The 18,795-nt window shown below is 68.3% G+C and carries 14 protein-coding genes; 7 read left to right on the forward strand and 7 right to left on the reverse strand.

The genetic code is table 11. From position 1 onward, the window contains the following. The first annotated feature begins 11 nt into the window (after positions 1-11). Positions 12-947: a Gfo/Idh/MocA family protein gene (locus ACFK0J_RS22325; protein ID WP_378730259.1), complete on the forward strand. Its 936-nt coding sequence runs from the start codon at positions 12-14 to the stop codon at positions 945-947. Positions 948-1,089: 142 nt separating this feature from the next. Beyond that, positions 1,090-3,897 carry a PQQ-binding-like beta-propeller repeat protein gene (locus tag ACFK0J_RS22330; RefSeq protein ID WP_378730261.1) on the forward strand — a complete coding sequence of 936 codons (2,808 nt, stop codon included), beginning with the start codon at positions 1,090-1,092 and terminating at the stop codon, positions 3,895-3,897. 76 nt (positions 3,898-3,973) lie between these two features. Here the strand turns inward: ACFK0J_RS22330 and ACFK0J_RS22335 are convergent, their stop codons facing one another. The 4 genes from ACFK0J_RS22335 to ACFK0J_RS22350 form a co-directional block, all read right to left on the reverse strand. Then, entirely contained in the window at positions 3,974-5,497 is a 1,524-nt protein-coding gene (locus ACFK0J_RS22335) for an amidohydrolase family protein (RefSeq protein WP_378730263.1), read from the reverse strand. A 189-nt stretch (positions 5,498-5,686) separates the two neighbouring features. Then, a complete protein-coding gene (locus ACFK0J_RS22340) occupies positions 5,687-6,337 on the reverse strand; it encodes a response regulator (RefSeq protein ID WP_378730265.1) in 651 nt (216 codons plus the stop codon). Beyond that, positions 6,334-7,614: a sensor histidine kinase gene (locus ACFK0J_RS22345; RefSeq protein ID WP_378730267.1), complete on the reverse strand. Its 1,281-nt coding sequence runs from the start codon at positions 7,612-7,614 to the stop codon at positions 6,334-6,336. Before ACFK0J_RS22345 ends, ACFK0J_RS22340 begins: the two co-directional genes overlap by 4 nt. 93 nt (positions 7,615-7,707) lie before the next feature. Beyond that, complete coding sequence (locus ACFK0J_RS22350) at positions 7,708-8,214, reverse strand: hypothetical protein (protein ID WP_378730269.1); 507 nt, start codon at positions 8,212-8,214, stop codon at positions 7,708-7,710. Between the two features lie 176 nt (positions 8,215-8,390). Between ACFK0J_RS22350 and lanKC the strand changes: the two genes are divergently transcribed. From lanKC to ACFK0J_RS22370, 4 genes are all read left to right on the forward strand, one after another. Then, a complete protein-coding gene (lanKC, locus tag ACFK0J_RS22355; protein ID WP_378730271.1) occupies positions 8,391-11,003 on the forward strand; it encodes a class III lanthionine synthetase LanKC in 2,613 nt (870 codons plus the stop codon). A gap of 204 nt (positions 11,004-11,207) precedes the next feature. Then, on the forward strand, positions 11,208-11,336 hold the full coding sequence (locus tag ACFK0J_RS22360) for a hypothetical protein (protein ID WP_281427676.1): 129 nt from the start codon (positions 11,208-11,210) through the stop codon (positions 11,334-11,336). Positions 11,337-11,537: 201 nt separating this feature from the next. Beyond that, the gene (locus tag ACFK0J_RS22365) at positions 11,538-12,806 is read left to right on the forward strand and encodes an MFS transporter (protein WP_378730273.1); all 1,269 of its coding nucleotides are present in this window, start codon (positions 11,538-11,540) and stop codon (positions 12,804-12,806) included. Next, positions 12,803-14,833: a prolyl oligopeptidase family serine peptidase gene (locus ACFK0J_RS22370; RefSeq protein WP_378730275.1), complete on the forward strand. Its 2,031-nt coding sequence runs from the start codon at positions 12,803-12,805 to the stop codon at positions 14,831-14,833. Before ACFK0J_RS22365 ends, ACFK0J_RS22370 begins: the two co-directional genes overlap by 4 nt. A 24-nt stretch (positions 14,834-14,857) precedes the next feature. On the opposite strand, the gene ACFK0J_RS22375 is transcribed toward ACFK0J_RS22370, so the two are convergent. Further along, positions 14,858-15,304 (reverse strand): nitroreductase/quinone reductase family protein, encoded by a 447-nt coding sequence (locus tag ACFK0J_RS22375; RefSeq protein WP_378730277.1) that lies wholly within the window; start codon positions 15,302-15,304, stop codon positions 14,858-14,860. A gap of 512 nt (positions 15,305-15,816) precedes the next feature. Here ACFK0J_RS22375 and ACFK0J_RS22380 point away from each other — a divergent pair. Next, positions 15,817-17,091 carry a peptidoglycan DD-metalloendopeptidase family protein gene (locus ACFK0J_RS22380; RefSeq protein WP_378730279.1) on the forward strand — a complete coding sequence of 425 codons (1,275 nt, stop codon included), beginning with the start codon at positions 15,817-15,819 and terminating at the stop codon, positions 17,089-17,091. Positions 17,092-17,148: 57 nt separating this feature from the next. Here the strand turns inward: ACFK0J_RS22380 and ACFK0J_RS22385 are convergent, their stop codons facing one another. Beyond that, complete coding sequence (locus ACFK0J_RS22385) at positions 17,149-18,261, reverse strand: DUF6973 domain-containing protein (protein WP_378730281.1); 1,113 nt, start codon at positions 18,259-18,261, stop codon at positions 17,149-17,151. After that, on the reverse strand, positions 18,258-18,599 hold the full coding sequence (locus ACFK0J_RS22390) for a hypothetical protein (RefSeq protein WP_378730283.1): 342 nt from the start codon (positions 18,597-18,599) through the stop codon (positions 18,258-18,260). Before ACFK0J_RS22390 ends, ACFK0J_RS22385 begins: the two co-directional genes overlap by 4 nt. Positions 18,600-18,795: the final 196 nt, after the last annotated feature.

Consider the following 18,795-nt stretch of genomic DNA (forward strand, 5'->3'; position numbering starts at 1 on the left):
GAATCGCGCGAATGAAGATCGCTTTGCTGGGAACCGGATTCGGGCAAGCCCACGCGCAGGTGTATGCCGCCCGTGGTGACGTCGAGGTCGTGGTGTTCGGCCGCACTCCCGCCGCGCTGGAACGCATTCATGACAGCTACGGCTTTCCGACCACGACGGACCTGGACAGCCTTTACAACGACGCGACGATCGACCTGATCGATATCTGCCTGCCGACCGCGCTGCACGCGGAGCACGCGTTGCGCGGTGTGGCGGCAGGCAAGCACGTGCTCTGTAAGCTTCCGCTGGCCTTGACGATGGCCGACGCCCAACAGGTCACCGCGGCGGCGGAAGCCGGTGACCGCCAAGTGTTCGTGGACATGTTCGATCGGTTCGCCCCGGCCAACCGAATCCTGTTCGACGCGGTCGAGGCGGGTACCTACGGGACGCTGCTGGAGCTGGAACTCGAAATGCACACCGCCCTGCGCTGGCCGGGCTACGACCTCCGATTGGACTCCATTGCCCTGGATGTCATGCACGGCGACCTCGACATCGTCAGCCAAGTGCTCGGCGTCCCCGAATCGGTGTCCACGACAGCCGTCCCTGGCGGACAACGTGGTTCGGCCGCCCACGCGATCCTCACCTACCCGCACGCGGTGGCTCGGGTGAGCGCGTCGTCACTGATGCCCGACCCCTACGGTACGCGCGGCGGTTATCGTGCCACCTTCACCGACGGCATCCTCGAACACCACTTCGGCGATGGGGAGGACTCGACCGTTGTCGAGTACACCACCACCGGACGTCGCGCTCTCGCCGCCGCGGGACCGGACACCTACACCGCGATGATCGAGCATGTCCTGGCCTGCCTGCGTGGTGAGACCGAAAACCGCATCGCCCTGTCGAGCGTGCTCGATGCGCTGGCGGTCACCCTCGACATCCATCAGGCAATTCAGCAAGAGCCGCGATGAATCCCCATTGAGGTTGTGCCGCCGCCCATTTGCCGCCCGAACCACGCTGTGCGGCGGCGGGGACTGAACATCGGTGATACAGCGGGCGAACTGTGTCGGTAGGAGGTGTCGCCGCGGGTGCTGGTCTCATAGTTTTCATTCCGTGTGGAAATGTCTGCTCTGTCTGTTCATCGCCCTGACGGTGATCACCGTTCCCGGTCCGGTTCACGCGGCGGCGGGTGAATCAGTCGAAGCGCGCGGCACGGTCTTCGTCGACGCGAACGGCAACGGTGTGCGCGATGGTGGTGAGCGCGGGCTGGCGGGCGTATCGGTCACCGACGGATCGGTCTGGGCGACGACCGGCGCGGACGGCGGTTACCGCCTCCGGATCGATCCGCGACGCCGGGAAACCGATCTGGTCCACGTCGTTTCACCGGATGGGTACACGCCGGTGCTGCGCGAGGACTTCGTCCCACGGTTCTTCCGCGCGCTCGCCGAGGGCGTACCCGAGCCGGACGGCATCGACTTCGCCCTGGTCCCCGACACGCACTCCGCCGATCCGCGCGAGCGGTGGCTGATGGTGTCGGACACCGAGACCGACAATCGCAGCGACACGTCCGCCGCCACCACGCTGGCCCAGTGGACCGGCCAGGTCCAGGCCATGGCGCGGAACCGGGAGGCCACCGTCGCCATCGCGACCGGTGACATCACCGTCACCGACTACACCGCACCGGAACGACGCCAGGGCAGCTTCGACATCCTGCGAACCGGTCTGACCAAGGGCGGCTTCGGCCGCCCGTTCTATCCGGTGATGGGCAACCACGACGCGGGCGGCACGGGAACGACATCCGGGTACGCCGCGAGCATGGAGGTCTACCGACGGAATATGGGGCCGGAGTGGTACAGCTTCGACCGCAACGGCCGCCACATGGTGGTACTGGAGAACAACTACGACACCGCGGGGCTGGCTCCACAACTGCGATGGTTACGCGAGGATCTGCGCCGCCATGCTGCGGGTAAACAGGTGTTCGTCTTCGCCCATCGGTCGCTGTTCACCAAATTCGGTGCGGGACAGTCTATTCAGCCGATAGTCGATGAACTCGCGCGCTTCGACATGCGAATGTTCGCCGCGGGCCACAACCAGCAGAGCGAGTTCCGCAGGGGCGCTTTCCCACGCTCGGTGGAGGTGAACAACATGGGCGCGACCTATGGCATCGATGGCGCCCGGCCCGGCTACAAGGTGCTCGACTTCTCCGGCATCACCGACAACCCGGCGACACCGCAGAACGAGGACACCGGTTTTGTCTCCGGCGACCACCGGCAGTTCTTCGTGCACGACCGGACGGCGCTGGTGAGTCCCGCACCGGACAGCGTCCATCACGCGGGCGCCGCGATCCCGGTGGATCTGCACATCGAGGACGACGGCCGGACCCCGGCGAGCGCGCAGGTCCGGGTGCGCGACGACCGCGGCGGTGACGCGTGGCACGCGGACCTCCGCTTCGGCACCACCAACAGCCGACCCGGCAGAGTGAACTGCTACTCCCTGCCCGGCGGGCGCGCCGAGCCGTGCCCGGCCATTCGCGCCAACTGGGCAACCGCACACGACAGCATCCCGGATCTGCCACCGGGGACCTACCGCATCGAGGTGACCGCGACCGGTACGGCGGCCGAGCAGTGGCCGACCATGCAGGGCACTTTCCGCGTGGCAGACCGGTCGCCGCTCCCGGCGCACGGCGCCGACTGGCCCCGCCAGGGCGGTAACGAATCGGGCAATGCCGCAGCGGTTTCCGACCCGGGCGCCGTGCTGGACCAACGGTGGTCGGCCAATACCGGCGAGCACTTCGGCCTGAACGGAGCCGCCGTGGTCGGTGACACCGTGATCGTGACCGCTCAGGCCTTCGCCTCCCCGTACCATCAGGTGCTGGCCTACCACCGCGATACCGGCCGCGAACTGTGGCGGACCTATCTGGACGGTGACGCCGAATCGTTTCCCACGGTGCAGGGTGGCCGGGTCTACCTCACCACCGGCGTCGGCCGGGTCTACGCGCTCGCCGTGGACACCGGGGCCGTGGTGTGGGAGACCATCGACGACGAGCAGCACACCGGCGACACGGTGCGCCGGTACGGCCGGGCGGGCGGCCCGGTGAGCGTCTTCGACCTGCTCGGGCAGAATCGCGCGGTCGCGATCTATCAGCAGTACGACCGGATCGTCTGCCGCGACGCCGCGACCGGAGACCGGCTACCCGGCGGCTTCACCGCCCCCGCGGGGTGGGGCGAGTTCCACAGCACTGCCGTGCGCGGGAGCGACGCGACAACGGCCTACCTGCACTCGGGATCGAGCCAGACCCTGGTCGCCATGGACCTGTCCACCTGCGCCCGCCGGTACTCCGTCGACACCGCGGGCGGACTGTTCAGCCACTCCTCCCCCGCGCTCACCGCCGCCGATCGCCACCTGATCACCATGACCGCCGGTGGACTGACCGGCCACGACCCGCGCGACGGGCGCGCACTCTGGCACGCCGACATCCCCGGCAGCGCATGTGAACCCGGGCCGCCCCCGGTGACCAGCCCCGCGGTCCGCGGGCAGCTGGTCTATGTCGCGTCGGCCGATGGCAAGGTCCGCGCGTTCGACACCCTGGCGAGCAAACCGGCGGAACCCTTGTGGGAGACCGCCCTCGGCTATCTGCCGGGCACCGGCCCGCTCGACGACCCCGCGCGAGTGGCCGCGGGCTGTACGGCCGCGCCCGATGCGCCCGCCATGCACGCGCTGACCACCGAGACCGTGGTCTACGCGGGCACCTGGGACGGCAGGCTGGTGGTTCTCGACCGCCGGACCGGAAAGCTGTTGCGGCAGTATGACCTCGGCGGCGCGGTCGCCTCCGCGATGTCAGTGACCGGCGACTGGCTGTTCGCCCTCACCACCGACGGCACCGTGCACGCACTCGCCCGCCGCCCCCCGCCGTCCGGGTAGCCCGGCACCTGACTATCGGTCTCGCGGCGGGGATCCCGGCGAGCCGGAGCGCGCCAGCGTTGGCCGTGGACGGATGTCAAGGGTGACAACAGGAGTCGGGCGTCGCGGCGGGCGCCTCATCGGGTTCCCTTGCGGCTGCCTCGATTTCGGCCAGGATTCGGGTGCGGTCCTCCGGGCCAAGGTAGCGGCCACGGGTGATGACCGCGTAGATCCGGCGGGTGTTGATGATGTCGGCCAGTGGGTCGGCTTCCAGCACGACGAGATCGGCCTGTTTACCCGCGGCAATGGTCCCCGTCTCATGCGTGCGGCCGAGGCAGCGTGCCGCGTCGCGGGTGGCCGACTGCAGCGCGGCCATCGGCGACAGACCGGCGCGCACGAGCAGCTCCAGCTCGTCGTGCAACGCGAATCCGGGGAACACATACGTGTAGCCCGCGTCGGTGCCCGCCACGATGCCCACGCCCGCCTCGTGCATAGCGTGGAGCAGCCGTAGCCGCGCGTCACCGAACCGAAGCAGCTCGGCCACTTCCCGCGGCGTGCGCGATGGCCGGTCCCGCATCCGCGTCAGCCACATGTCCCGCAACGAGATCGGGATGTAGCGCAGCCGATCCTGCACCACGGGATCGCCCAGGATGGTCTCGGGCGACAGTGACATCTGCCGTTCGACGAACAACGTCGGCGACTGCCAGATGTCGCGCTCGACCATCCGCGTGAACAGCGCCTCGGCTCGCGCCGGGTCGTGCGTGGCCACGGCCTCGCGCTCGATCCGGTGCACTTGACGGCCCCACCAGTTCGGGTCGGTCGGGTCGTCCGGCATGGCGGTGAGTTGTGCGTACAGCTCCGCCGCGTTGTGCGATGTGGACGTGAACAAGTTGTAGAGGTGCTCGTGCGTGTGCTGGCCACGCTCGACCGCTACCTGAACGGGCACGCGGGCGGGGACGTGACCGGCGAACGGCAGCCCCACCTGGCCCGCCTCGTCGGCGATAGCGGCGTAGCACTCCGGCGACAGGAACGAATACACCTTGACGAAGTCGGCGCCTCCGTCCTCGGCCCGGTGCACGGCCGCACGCGCCTCGGCCTCGGTCCGCACCAGGTCGACCTCCGGCCACGGGCTACCCGGACCGTCGATGACGGTGCTGGCGATCACCATCCGAGGACCGAGCACCTGCCCGGCCTCGGCGCGTCGACGCAAGTCGTGGGTTTCCGGCACACCCCACATGTCGCGGATGCCGGTGACGCCGTGCACGACATGCAGCAGAGCGATGGTGCTCTCGAAGAACGTCGAATGGGCATGCAGATCCCACAAGCCTGGGATCACGTACTTCCCCTCGAGGTCCACTACCCGAACGCCGGACAGACGCGGCACTTCCGGGTGCTGGCCCACCGCCAGGATGCGGTCCCCGGAGAGCACCACCGTCGAATTCCGCGCCGATGGCTGCCCGGTGCCGTCGATGACCGTGGCCCGCACCAGCACCGTGATATCCGGTGTGGCCGCGGCCGGTCGCCCGACGACCAGCGCACCACCGGCCACCGCTGCCCCGAACGCCCCTCTCGCCAGCCAGGACAGGAACTCCCGGCGCTCGACATCCCCCCACGACTCCACCTCGAGCCCTCCTTACCTGTCGCTGGCCAGCACTGGAACGCATTGGCCACCACCATCTTTCCGGCCGATTCCGCGTGGTTCAACTCGACTTCGCGGCCCTTGCCCGCGCGGCCGCAATGTTCCGCCACCAGCGCCGACAGCCCGCTCCGTGACGATCCTTCGCGCGGCTGCTCGACTCTCGATCGCGCGTCAGCTCATCAGGCCGCTCTGATACGCCAGGACAACGGCCTGTGTTCGGTCCCGGGAACCGGTCTTGGCGATCACGTGCGCGACATGAGTGCGGGTGGTCGCCGCACTGATGAACAGTTCGGCGCTGATCTCGGCATTGGAACGACCAAGAGCCATGAGCACCAGCACTTCTCGTTCTCTGGCGGTCAGGGCCGAGAGCGTGGCCGGCGCGGTGGCCGCGCGCGGTCCGGCGCGGCGCAGGGCACCCAGGACGCTGCCGACAATGGCGGGATCGAGCCAGCCGTCGCCCGCGGCGCAGCGGCGGATGGCTTCGACGAGATCGGCTGGGGCGGCGTGTTTGAGCAGGAAGCCGCTCGCGCCCGCGGCGAGTGCCTCCTGGACGGCGGTGTCTTCGTGAAAAGTGGTGAGCACGAGGACCGCCGGTGCGTCGGGAATGGCGGTGATCGCCCTGGTGGCTCCGACACCGTCCAGGATCGGCATCCGCAGATCCATCAGGACTACCTGGGGCGCCAGGGTTTTCACCGCATCGACGGCGGCGGCACCGTCGCCTACCTCGCCCACCACCTCGATGTCCGGTGCGGCGCCGAGCAACATGACACAGCCCGCGCGCACCAGCGCCTCGTCCTCGGCGACGAGCACGGTGATCGTCACGGCACCTCTATCGATGTGTGGGCGGGCAGCGTCGCGCAGACGCACCAACCGTCGTCGTCCGGTCCGCCGGTCAACGTGCCGCCCAGGGCGTCGAAGCGTTCCCGCAGACCGCGCAGCCCGGTGCCGGACGACAGCGCCGCGGCAGCAGGCGTCGGGTGGCCGCCGGAACTGCGGGCGGTGAGGTCGAGGGTGTCGTCGGTCCAGGCGATGCCGAGCGTGACCGTCGCGCCGCGGCCCGCGTGTTTGGTGGCGTTGGTCAGCACCTCCTGGACGAACCGGTAGGCCGCGAGGTCGGCATCGGGGGCCAACGGTCGCGGCGTGCCGGTGACGTCGACGCGCACGTCCAAGCCTGCGCGGCGGGCGGATTCGAGCAGCCGCTCGACATCGGCGAACCTGGCCGGAGTCGCGTCGGCGGGATCGGCCGAGCGCAGCAGTCCGAGCATGGAATGCAGTTCGGTCATGGCCTGGGTACCCGCCTGTTCGATCACCTCGAGTGCCTGCCGCACGCGGGGCTCGGCGGCGAGCGCGCGGGCCGCCCCCGCGTGCAGGATCATGCCCGCCACCGCGCCGGTGACACTGTCGTGCAGTTCGTGCGCGAGTCGCAATCGCTGTTCGGCCAGCGCCTTTTCGGCCTCGGCGGCCAACCGTTCCCGTTCGGCACGCGCGTGCTGTTCCCGCGCGTGGGCCACCCGGCCGAGCCCCCAGGCGATGGACAGGATGATCGCCCACACCGCGGCGGCGGCGGCGAAGTCGCGCAGCTGGGTGTCGGAGGGGACCGACTGCACGGATCGGTAGCTGAACAGGCCGAGCGGCAGGGCGGAGGCGACGAGGACGAGCCTGGCGGTAGAGCCAGGTACCCGGCTGGCCACCGCGTACGCTGCCACGAGCAGGTAGGCGGCCGGATAGTATTCCGGGACAACAAGATTGACGCTGGTGTAGAGCCACACCACTACCCATACCCCCAGCGGGAACCGGTGCCGCAGCAGCAGCGCCACGCACAGGCCGGTGGCGAGGGTGGGCACCACCCACAATGGCAGCAGTCCACCGCCGGTCAGCTCCCGGTCCCCGCCCCAGAAGGCCAGATCCACGGCGCCGGTGACGAGCACCACTGCCGCGTCGGCGATCCGGCGAGGCAGGGCGGGAGACCGCCGCGGCTCGGCCACCGCACCGCCAGCAGCAGCGATCGGCGGATCGGGTCCTGCCGTGGGTTCAGTGGACCCGCGCGCGGCGGCTGCTCCACGCGGGCCGCCGCGACCCGCCAGTGTCCGCCGCGTCATGAGCAGCAGTTTCCCACGAATCTCGCCGATGGGTCGGCGGTTCTCCCCGCTCTCACCTGCCGAGATAGCGTCCTGGGCTAAAGGATTGGGGGTTCAGCCGCCGCCGAAGAGACGGCGGATGAACCGAATCGGATCGTCCACCGGGATACCGCCGAGACCGGGCGGCAGCCCAGCCTCGGCGATCGCTTCGGCCAGCAGGCTGTCGGGCGGCGGCGGTACCTCGGCGAGTACCGCGCGCACAGCGGCGATTATCTCGGCGTTGGTGGGTTCCGGGAACGGCTGGAGGCCCAGCGGATCGTCGCGCAACACGATCGGGACGCCCCGCACCGGCGCCGACGAGGCGACAGCGAGCTCGAGCAGGACCAGATCGGGAGCCTCGGGAACCACCCGTACCTGAGCGATATCGATGACCTCGACGATGTCGTGCTCGGCAGCGGACACACCGACCCGCAGTGCTCGCGGCCGGTCTGCGAGCGCTCGGTCCAGCGGCGGATGGACCAGCGCGAACTCCGGTTCGAGCAGGGTTGCCGCGCCGAGCAGTTCACCGGTCGCGCCGGCCTCGCCGACCGCGTACACCACGACCAAGGTCTGCCTCGTCATGCGCAGCAGTGTCGCACGAACGGTGCTGCTACGGCGGCGCGATGAGGGTTCTCATCGCGTTGTAGTAGGCGCGAAACACCACAGCGGGCCGATTCGGGCGAGTGCCGTGTCCGGCCATTCTTGAGTCGTTCGATTCCCCGGCGATCAAGCCGAATCCCAGAAGGACAAGGAACACAATGCTTCAGGATACGGCGTTCACCTTCGCCCACCCCGACTACTACGAACCCTTCGACCGCACCGATCCGGGCAGGCGATACAACCCGACCCGGCGACCGGCCGGTTGGACCCGCCGCGAGTCCGACGTGTGGACCCACTGGGCGCCGCCGAACGCCGAACTGCCCGAACAGGGCTGGAAGGTGCACGTGTCGAGTGCGCTCGGTTCCGCGCAGCAGGTGCTCGATGTGGTGAGCGCCGCGTGCGTGGAACTGGGGGTCTCGTTCAAGCACCTCACCGGCAGGCAGTACTTCCTCTGGATGCACGGCAAGCACGGCAGCCGGGTACAGAGCGGCAAGTTCTGCGCCCTCTATCCGCCGACACCGCAGCTGGCGTACGCCCTGCTGGAACGGCTGGAGCGCGAGTTGTCCGGTGTCGCAGGGCCGTACGTGCTCACCGACCGGCGATTCGGGTCGTCGCGGTGCGTGTCCTACCGCTACGGCGCGTTCCGCCCGCGGCACCGGCTGCAGTCCGACGGCACCCGGACCCCGACCATGCTGGCCCTCGACGGCACCGAGGTGCCGGACGAGCGCCGTCCCGGATTCCTGCTGCCCGACGGCATCGCGGATCCGTTCGGCCCGGTTCCCGAGTCGGATGGCGGCGATGAAGTGAGCTTCCACGGCTACACCTTCGAGAGCGTGTTGCAGCCCAGCAACGCCGGCGGCGCGTACCGGGCCAGCCGCGCCGATGGCAGCGCCGTCTTCGTGAAAGAGGCGCGTGCGCACAACGGTTACGCAGGCGACCAGGACGCACGCGAGCGGCTCCAGCGCGAGTACTTGACGCTGCGCGCCCTGCACGCCGCCGCACCCACCCTGGCCCCGGAACCGCTCGAGCTGTTCACCGAGTGGGAGCACACCTTCCTCGTCACCGAGTTCGTGCCCGGCCGCACGCTCAGCAAGTGGATGGTCGCGACGAATCCACTGATCCACGCCGGGCAGGACGCGGCGGTGTTCGCCGCCTACTACCGGCGGTGCACGCACATTCTCGATCAGCTCGCCGCTCAGCTGGCCACCCTGCACGAGCTCGGCTACGCCTTCGTCGACCTCTCGCCGGGCAATGTCCTGGTCGATGAGAACGACACGGTGCGGCTCATCGACTTCGAGGCCACCCAGCCCATCGACCACCCGCTCGGCCTGCTCGGCACCCCGGGCTACGAACCGCCGGAATCGCGGGCGCCCGGCGCGCGGACGAAGATCGATCCGCTGCATGTCGACGCCTACGGTTTGACCGCGCTCGCGCAGCTGCTGATCTTCCCCATGCACGAGGCCGCCCGGCGCAGCCCGGAAACGCTCGACCATCTGTATGCGGATCTGGCCGAATTGTGCCCGCCGCCAACGGATTTGTGGAATACCGTGGTGCGTTCTCGGCGCACGCCGGATGTGCTGCGCCTCCCCACGCCCGCCCAAGTGCGCTCCGCACCGGAGGACGCGGTGCGCTCACTGCGCGACCGCACGGCCGACGCATTGGAACGCATGGCCGATCTCGACAATCAGCGCTGGACGTATCCGACCGCACCGGAAGGACATCGGTCCAATACCCGGTGCGTGGCCTACGGCACCGCGGGCGTACTGCACGCGCTGCGCGCCGCAGGCCGTGAGATCGACCCGCGCGTGGTCGAGCGACTGCGCGCCGTCGCCCTGCGCGACCGGCGGACGACCGGGCCGGGGCTGTTGTTCGGCAATGCCGGAATCGCCTGGGTCCTGGATGATCTCGGCGACCGCGACGCGGCGATGGCGCTGCTCGCCGAGGCCACCGGTCACCGGCTCACGACCGAGGCGGCCGGGTGGGGCGGAGGTGCGGCGGGTGTCGCCATGACCCACCTGTCGTTCTTCCAGCGCACCGGCGACCCGCACCATCTCGACCAGGCGCAGCGGCTGCTCGACGCACTGCCCGACGGTGATGCGCTGATGCCCTCGCTCGGCCCGGATCACCCGTCCGGACTCGTGCACGGGCGGCCCGGTATCGCGCTGGCGCTGTACTACCTGTCGATGTTCACCGGCGCGGACGAGCCGTTCGAGCGCGGGCTGCGGCTGTTGCGCGACGAACTCGTGCATGCCGAGCCGATACCGGTCGCCGCCTTGGGTTTTCGGGTCTCGGCCACCGACCGGCGCAATATGCCGTACCTGGCGTGTGGTAGCGCGGGCTACGTCCACGTGCTGTCGCGCTACCTCGGCCGCAGGCCCGACCCGGAACTCACCGAGCTGCTGCGGACTTGCGTTCGCGCCGTGGGCATCCGGTTCACCGCGGCCCCCGGGCTGTTCCAGGGACAGGCCGGTCTGACACTCGTGCACGCCGACGTGGCCGCCCGTTTCCCGGACGAGAATTTCCTGTCCGACGCGCCCGCCCGACCGGCCGCGCTGTTCAAGTACGCGATCGCGGGCGAGACCGGAGTCCGCTGGCTCGGTGGCCACGGGCAGCGGCTCAGTGCCGACCTGGCCACCGGTTCCGCGGGCATCCTGCTCGCCCTCCAGCACGCCACCACCGGCGTCACCGACCCGCTGTTCACGCTCGACCACTGCCGCGAACCCGCCGCCGATCGACTCGGCAGGCCCGGGCCGCTACACGTCCAGCAGTGAACGGCCGACAGACCATCCGACCACGACGAGACCACGAAAGGAGGTGACCCACATGACCAAGGTTCTGAAGCTTCAGCTGCAGTCCGACCCGGAACTCGGCGACGACGCACCCCTCAGCTCGTACAGCGAGCACCACTGCAACCAGGAGGAGGTGGCGGTCTGAGCCACGACCACAACCACGAAGAGCGAGAGGAGGTGAATGACATGACGAAGGTTTTGAAGCTGCAGCTGCAGTCCGACCCGGAGCTCGGCGATGACGCGCCGATGAGCTCCTACAGCGAGCACCACTGCGGTGGTGGTGGCGGCGGAGGCGGCTCGGAAGAGGTGCTGTAGTCCGATCAATCGCCGGGCGCGGGCAGCAGCCCGCGCCCGGCGAAGTCCCTTGTACGACAAGCTTATTCAGAGGAAGCAAGATGGAAAACCAGAACATGGTCGCGCTGGCGGCCATGGATACCGACGACGATCTGATCGACGACGCGCCGATCAGCGTGCTCTCTGTCGTCTACTGCGACGACGCGTATTTCGGGTGACACGATGAGCGCATCAGCTACCGCCGCCGCGCCCGCGGCCGATCTGCGGACCTACCGGGTCGCACAGGCGGCCTCGACGTTCGGCAGCACCCTCACCGGCACCGCGGTTTCCGTGGTCGCGGTCGTCGGGTTGGCGGCCGGGCCGCGTGCGGTGTCGCTCATCGTGGCCGCCGCGATGATTCCGTCGCTGGTGTTCGGTCCGGCGGCCGGTGTGCTGTTGGACCGGGTGAACAGGCCGCGGCGGCTGCTGCTGGCGGCCGACCTGGTCGCCGCGGCGGCGGTGCTGTGCTGTGCGGCGGCGATGGCCGCCGGTGTGCTGACCGTGGCCGGACTGGCTGCGCTGTCCGTCGTCCTCGGCGTGACCCGAGTGGTGATCGAAGGTCTGTACTTCGTCCATCTGTCCACGCTCGGCGTCACCGATCTGGCACGGGCGCGGGCGGGGCTGCAATCGACGACGATGGTGTCGCGATCGGTGGGCGCATCGGTCGCGGGCCCGCTGGTGGCCACGGTCGGCGCGGCGGTGATGTTCGTCTGCGACGCGGTCACCTACCTGGTCAGCGCCTACTGCCTCACCCGGCTCAGCGCACCCGACCGGCGGGTGACCGAGCGCCGCCACGGCTTCGGCCGCGAATTCCTCGACGGCGTAAGGGCATTGCGCGGGCATCCGCTGCTCTTCGCGTTGGCGTTGTATCTGCTGGCGGGCGGGGCGGCCTCGGGCGGTGTCGCCGCGCTGCGGGCGGTGTTCTTGCTCGATGAAGTGGCGCTTCCCGTTGCGCTCTATGGGATTCCGGCCGTGGTGGCCACCCTGTTCTCCGCCGCCGGGGCACTGGTGGCGCCGCGGTTGCAGGCCAGGGCAGTGCCCGCGCGAAAGGTGCTGGCGGTCACCGTGCTCGGCTGCGCTGTCGGCACCGCCATATTGCCGATGGCTACCGGACCGACTGCAGCGGTGCTGCTCGCCGCCTGCCTCGGTGCGGCGGTGCCGATGTTTTTCGGTGCGGTGCTCAATATCGCGCTGGTGACGGTCATGGGCGCTGGTGTCGGTGACGGGTACTTCGCGCGGGTCGGCGCGCTGCTGGCCACCGGGACCACGGCGGCGAACCTGCTCGGCACGGTGGTCGGCGGCATGCTCGGCGAAGGATACGGGGCCCGCACCGGGATCTGGATGTTCGTCGCCACCGATCTGGTCGCATCGCTGGCCTTCCTCCTGATCGTCGGACGCGCTCCGGCGGGCGACGATCGCACTGACGAGACGATTGTGCAGGTGGCGCGATGAACGCCGAATATCCCGATGCGCCCGCGTCCGACGTGTGGGATGTCCTGCACGGCTGGCGAATTCCGGATCCGTTCCGACGGCTGGAGGACCTGGACGATCCCGACAGTCAGACCTGGATAGCGTCCCAGCGGCAGTTGGCCGAACGCTACCTCGCCGCCCTGCCCGGTCAGGAGCGATTGCGGGACGTACTGCGCGACACCGTCGTTCAGGGACCGACCAGCTCACCGGTGAAAACCGGTGGGGCGCGCCGGTTCCGGGTCGGCCGTGCGCATCTCGCGGGCCCATGGCAGCTACAGGTCGCCGACGGGCCCCAGGGCGACTGGCGGACCCTGCTCGACGCGACAACCCTTGGCGCTGGGGCGATCTTGCGGCGCTGGACGCCGTCGCCGGACGGCCGATTCGTGGCCGTGCAAGCGAGTGTGGGCGGATCCGAGGACGCGACCCCGCTCGCGTTGCTCGACGCCGCAACTGGCGCGGTGATGCGGACATGTGCGCTCACCCGGTACTCGCCGGTGGAATGGCTGGCCGACGGCAGCGGCTACTTCTACGTGCGCCGCCACGGGGACCGTTCCGGCAGTGGCGTATACCGGCATCAGGTGGGCACCGCGATCGACGCCGACGAACTGCTCATCGGCGACGAGAACCCGGTCGGCCGCTACCACTTCACCTTCTGGCACGACCGCTGGCTCGTCGTCACGGGCCGGACCGGCACCAGTCGAACCACCCGCGTGTCGATTACCGATGTGGCCGAAGGCGGTTCGCCCCGGCCGCTCGATCTCGGTGGGCTCTCCTCGGCCGGTGTCGTGGTCGACGGTGCGGGTCGGATCCTGGCGATCTCGACCGCCACGTGCGAGTTCGGCGAACTTCTCGTGGCCGAACCGGTGCCCTCGGGCGGTTGGGGTCCGTGGCGGGTGCTCGTACCGGCCGATGAGCCCGCAGTGCTGGCGGCATTCGCCCTGGCGCCGTCCGACAACGGCGATCGGCTGCTGATTCTGCGCACCCGGGATGGGTATGCCGAGTTGTCGGTGCACGACGCCGAGTGCGGTGCCTGGTTGCTCGATGTCGAACTGCCCGGCGCGGGAACGGTAGCGGCGATCAAGTCCACCGACGAACCGGGCGTGCTGGTACTGAGCTACACCGACTGGATCCGGCCACTCGGGGCGTGGCGGCTCGATCTCGGATCGGGACAGGTCTCCCCCGTCGAGCCGTCGTCGCCCGTCCTGCCCGGAATCACCGTTACCCGAACGACTTACCGCTCCGCCGACGACACCGAGGTGCCGGTGACGGTGCTCGCCCCCGCCGGACCCCAGGTGCCCCGGCCGACCATCCTCAGCTGCTACGGCGGTTTCGGCATCACCTTCCGGCCCGGCTACCAACCGGACGGACTGACCTGGGTGTTGGCCGGCGGCGTGATGGCCATCGCGGGGGTACGCGGGGGCGGTGAACGCGGGCGCCGCTGGCATCGCGACGGTGCGGGCGTGCACAAGCTCAATGCGTTCGCCGACCTGCACGCGGCAGCGGACTGGCTGGTCGAGACCGGTTGGACCCGCCGCGGCGCACTGGCGCTGCTCGGCGGCAGCAACGGCGGACTGATGGCCGTCGGGGCCATGGTGCAGCGACCAGGGGACTACGCCGCGATCGTGAGCGCGGGCGCACCGCTGGACATGGTGCGCTACGAACGCTGGGGCCTCGGCCGGGCCTGGCGCGAGGAATACGGCTCCGCCGACGACCCGGCCGCCCTTGCCGTGCTGCTGCGGTACTCGCCGTACTACAACGTCACCGCACGGACCGGGGAGCCGCCGCGCCGATGGCCGCCCGCCCTGTTCACCACCGGTGACAGCGACACCCGGGTACCGGCGGTGCACTCCTGCAAGATGGTTGCCGCACTCCAGCGTGACAGCGGTGGACCCGTATTGCTGGACGTGATCGCGGGCAAGGGACATGCGGGTGGCGGTCCGGCATCGGACCACGCGCTCATCTCGCTGCTCGCCTTCGTCGCCCACCACACTGGGCTGCGGCTCGACTGAGCGGAACTCAGCCGGGGCGCGTGTTCAGCTCGACGAGGTTCCGTTCGCCGGGGTCAGTAGGACGAGCGGAATCTCCCGCGTCGTCTTCGCCTGGTATCCGGCGTAGGTCTTGGCCGCGGCGGTTACCCTCGGCCACAGCGCCTTTCGCTCCTCAGGGGTCGCCACTCTGGCCTTCATCGGCTGTCGCGGGCCACTGCGCACCGACACCAGAACATCCGGGTTGTCCCGCAGATTCAGGAACCACGCCGGGTGGATCGGATCTCCGCCGCGGGAGGCGACCACGACATAGGTGTCGCCGTCGACGATCGGGGCCGTCAGCATCACCGCGTGTTGGCGACCCGATTTGCGGCCGGTGGTCACCAGCTCGAGCGACGGCATGCCGCCGAATTCGTTGCCCAGTTTCCCGCAACTGGCGGTGAGCAGAACTCGATGCGCGGTGTTCATCGCCTTGAGCGCGAAGTTCGGTGGCATATCGAACCTTCCGTCGGAAGTCGGATCGAACCGGGATCGCCACAGGCTACCTCGCACCGTCGGTACCCGGTACCAGCAGTCTCGGGACGGGCTTCGGGGACTCTCGGTCAAGCGAAGATGGCGTGCACCTGATCGATGACTTCCGTGCCGTAGGCGACCGCAAGAAAGTACCGCAATTGCCGCAGCTCCATCCGCCAACGCTAGCGAACCGCACCAGCAGCGCGCGATCGACTCGGTCGGCTGTTGCCGACCTCGATGTCACGCGCTGAATGGTCGAGTAGGTGGCGGTCGGTGAAACGTGCGCGAAAGTTATAGCAGCCGAATAGATTTCCGAATACTCCCCACTTCTACTGGGGAGCTTCGAAGGAGTAGCGGCGTCTTACAGTGAGGTATGTCCACGGCCGGGCATATTCGACCGAGCGCGTACGAGCGGCTCGGGTTTCCGAAATGCAGGTCGGCATAACAGCATTCCCACAAAGTACGATGCGCTCTTCGAGAAAGCATGCAAGACAATGGAAATCAACAAACGTAGATCCGGCCGACGGCGGCTTGCCCGCGGCATAATTCTGGCACTGAGCATCGCGATGGCGATGTTCCTATCGTTGACCACCGCCCAGGTCACCGCCGCACCGCCCGGGTTGGACGAGGCCGTCACCGCCACGCTGCTCGAGCAGAAGAAGGCCGATCGCGCGAGAACACCGGCGCCGGTCATCGATCACATGCGCGAGCAAGGCGACTGGGCCTTCGGCGCCGCGACCATCCCGGTCGGCAACGCCGACGAGGCGCCGATATCGTCGTTGTATGTGGCCGTACGCAGCGGCGACAAGTGGAAGGTAGGACTGGAAGGGACCGCCGAGTTCCGCAACCTTGTCCAGCAGGCGCCCGAATCTGTCGTGAGCAGTGGCGAAAAGAAGACCTTCACCGCGCCGCAGACCCGCGAACTCAACACCGGGTTGGCATTGCCCTGGCGGCAGGGTGACAGCTGGTACATGGGCGGCGGACCGCACGGCTACAGCGGCAACAGCCGCCCCTTCAACTCCCTCGACTTCAACGGTGGTGACGGACGGGTACTGGCCCCGGGCGCCGGGCGCGTCTACAAGACCTGCGTGCGCGCCAACAGCGCGGAAGTCAAACTCGTGCACAACAACGGCTACACCACCACCTACTACCACATGACGAACCTGATCAACGCCCAGGACGGTACCGAAATCGCGGCGGGCACCTATCTCGGCAGGATCGGCACCCAGCTGCCGTGTGGCGGCAGCGCCAGCGGGGCGCATGTGCACATGTCGCTTTACAACACCAACGGTGGCGCGGTTGCCGTGAACGGCAAAACCTTTGGCGGCTGGACCTTCTGGGAAGGTAGCAGGGCCTACGCCGGCTATGCCGAACGTAATGGCGTCCGGGTGAACGTCGGCGGCAGGCTGACCAACTACGGCAGCGATTCCTCCCCGGCGACCGGCACCGTTCGCTCCCACCCCGAGGCGAACAGCACGGTCAACCTGCGCTCCGGACCCGGACTGAAGCACTCGATCGTCGGCACCGTGCGCGACGGTGACACCGTCAAGATCGCATGCACCGCACGCGGCGACACGGTCGCGGGCAAGTGGGGTGACACCGACCTGTGGAACAAACTCGACACCGGCAACTGGATCAGTGACGGCTTCGTCGACACCGGCAGCAACGACCCGGTCGCACCGGCCTGCACCGAGGCCCAGGTGACGGCGTCCGCTACGCCGACCGATAATGCGGCGGGCGCGAACGCCGCACCGGGCACTGTTGGCTGACCCGCCTGAAAATAGCTGAGGCGTGGCGCTTTTCATGGCGCCACGCCTCCGGCATGATCACTTCGATTTCGCCGGTTCTCCGGGCTCCGGCGGAGGCAGCTCGGGGTGCCCCGCCTGCCCCGGTGCGACCCGGTCGCTGTACTGAAGATCGCCACCGCCGCGCTGAACCACGACGGTCTCCCCGTTCTTCACTGCCTTTTCGACGAGACCGGCGAGTTGTTCCGGACTTGCGTTCGGATTGGCCGAGGCGATCTTGCGACCGACTTCGTTGTTGTGCAGGTCCATAGCTTCTTGTTCGGGTTGGTTACCCGGGACGCGCTCGTGTGCGGTGGCAAAGCGTTTGGTCCAGTCGGCCCCGTATTCACGCGTCATCAGGGCGTTCCAGTAGGCGTGCCGGAACGCATCGTTGTGGTTATCACTGACACCGTAACCGGGAAATCTCTTATTGGCCTCACTGAACGCGTCTGCGCGTATGTCCTTCATCTTCAGCTGGCCCGGTATTCCTAATTTATCGAGCATCTTGGCTTCGGTGACCGTGACGCGTTGTTCGTCGACGAACGCACGCAACAGCGGGTTGATCGGATATTTGACCATCCCGTCCGGATCGGGCGTTACCTGATAACGCCGCATAATGTCTTTGGTCGTCTGGTCGGCTCCAGCCAGCGACGTCGCTCCCCGATCGGAGATCGCCGCATTGGTCGCATCGGTCATGGCTTTGCCGAGGTTGCGATCGATGTCGACGGCCCGCTGCACGATCTTCTTCACCGTGTCCTCGATCTGCTTTCGTTCGAGGAGGCGGAGCATATTCGCGGGGCCTTCGGGTGATCTGTCGACGACCGTGCCATCCCCGCGGATGCTGTACTGCCGTCCGTTGGCGAACGCTTCGACGTTCAGCACGCGTTGCCGCAGGGCTTGCACTTCGTCGGAAGTGGCGAAAAGGACGCGTTGCACCGTACTGACCTCGGCGACAATATGTTCCGCGCGGTCATTGAGTGAGGCGACTTCCCGCTTGGCCGCGTCGGCGGCATAGCCCCGCCACCGCCAGTACAGTGCCGCACCGGCGAGCTCGTCCGACAAGCCGAGCAATGCGTTCTTTCTATCGCGCACCTTGCGACCGACTGTTTCGATCGCGTCCGCATCCCAGCGGCGGACGTCCTGGAATGTGATCATGGCCTGAACACACTGCCGTTTTCGCCGTGCAGCCACCGCTCGAACATGGTCGCCGCGAAAACCCGCGCGGCTTCTTGCTCATTTTTCGAGTACAGGTCCGCCGCCGCCGATACCTTATCGCCGAGTTTATCGATGTCGGTAGCCCATTGCTTCAGCCGACGCTCCCACGCGTCCGCCAGGGTAGCCGCGGCCGACGCCACCGAATCCGCTCCCGGCATCGCGGACGCCACCGGGTCGACGGCGGGACCGAGGTTGATCGCCTTCGCCTCGGCGCCCGCGGCATCCGCAGCCTTCGCCGAACGACGCAATGTTTCTATTTCTACTTCGAACCTTTGCATTCTTGCCCCTCCGCCCCGCCGAGCAAGAGACGTATCCCCCGCCGAGACCAGCATGGTCGTGATGAACTTGTTTCGAACGTACCGGCCGCTGGATTGTGCGGCATCTGATAGAGGCCGTATTTCGGCGAAACCGGATCGGTAGCTCGGAATGTGGAGTCAACCCTGGTCGTAGGAGGAATACACCGTCGGTTGACGT

The organism is Nocardia brasiliensis, from assembly GCF_042691675.1.
In the GTDB taxonomy this organism is placed as follows: domain Bacteria; phylum Actinomycetota; class Actinomycetes; order Mycobacteriales; family Mycobacteriaceae; genus Nocardia; species Nocardia brasiliensis_D.

Excerpts from the sequence above, each read along its gene's own strand:
- ACFK0J_RS22325 (WP_378730259.1), top strand. The coding sequence starts at position 12 with ATGAAGATCGCTTTGCTGGGAACCGGATTCGGGCAAGCCCACGCGCAG.
- ACFK0J_RS22345 (WP_378730267.1), bottom strand. The coding sequence starts at position 7,614 with ATGACGCGGCGGACACTGGCGGGTCGCGGCGGCCCGCGTGGAGCAGCC.
- ACFK0J_RS22350 (WP_378730269.1), bottom strand. The coding sequence starts at position 8,214 with ATGACGAGGCAGACCTTGGTCGTGGTGTACGCGGTCGGCGAGGCCGGC.
- lanKC (WP_378730271.1), top strand. The coding sequence starts at position 8,391 with ATGCTTCAGGATACGGCGTTCACCTTCGCCCACCCCGACTACTACGAA.
- ACFK0J_RS22360 (WP_281427676.1), top strand. The coding sequence starts at position 11,208 with ATGACGAAGGTTTTGAAGCTGCAGCTGCAGTCCGACCCGGAGCTCGGC.
- ACFK0J_RS22365 (WP_378730273.1), top strand. The coding sequence starts at position 11,538 with ATGAGCGCATCAGCTACCGCCGCCGCGCCCGCGGCCGATCTGCGGACC.
- ACFK0J_RS22370 (WP_378730275.1), top strand. The coding sequence starts at position 12,803 with ATGAACGCCGAATATCCCGATGCGCCCGCGTCCGACGTGTGGGATGTC.
- ACFK0J_RS22375 (WP_378730277.1), bottom strand. The coding sequence starts at position 15,304 with ATGCCACCGAACTTCGCGCTCAAGGCGATGAACACCGCGCATCGAGTT.
- ACFK0J_RS22380 (WP_378730279.1), top strand. The coding sequence starts at position 15,817 with ATGGAAATCAACAAACGTAGATCCGGCCGACGGCGGCTTGCCCGCGGC.
- ACFK0J_RS22385 (WP_378730281.1), bottom strand. The coding sequence starts at position 18,261 with ATGATCACATTCCAGGACGTCCGCCGCTGGGATGCGGACGCGATCGAA.
- ACFK0J_RS22390 (WP_378730283.1), bottom strand. The coding sequence starts at position 18,599 with ATGCAAAGGTTCGAAGTAGAAATAGAAACATTGCGTCGTTCGGCGAAG.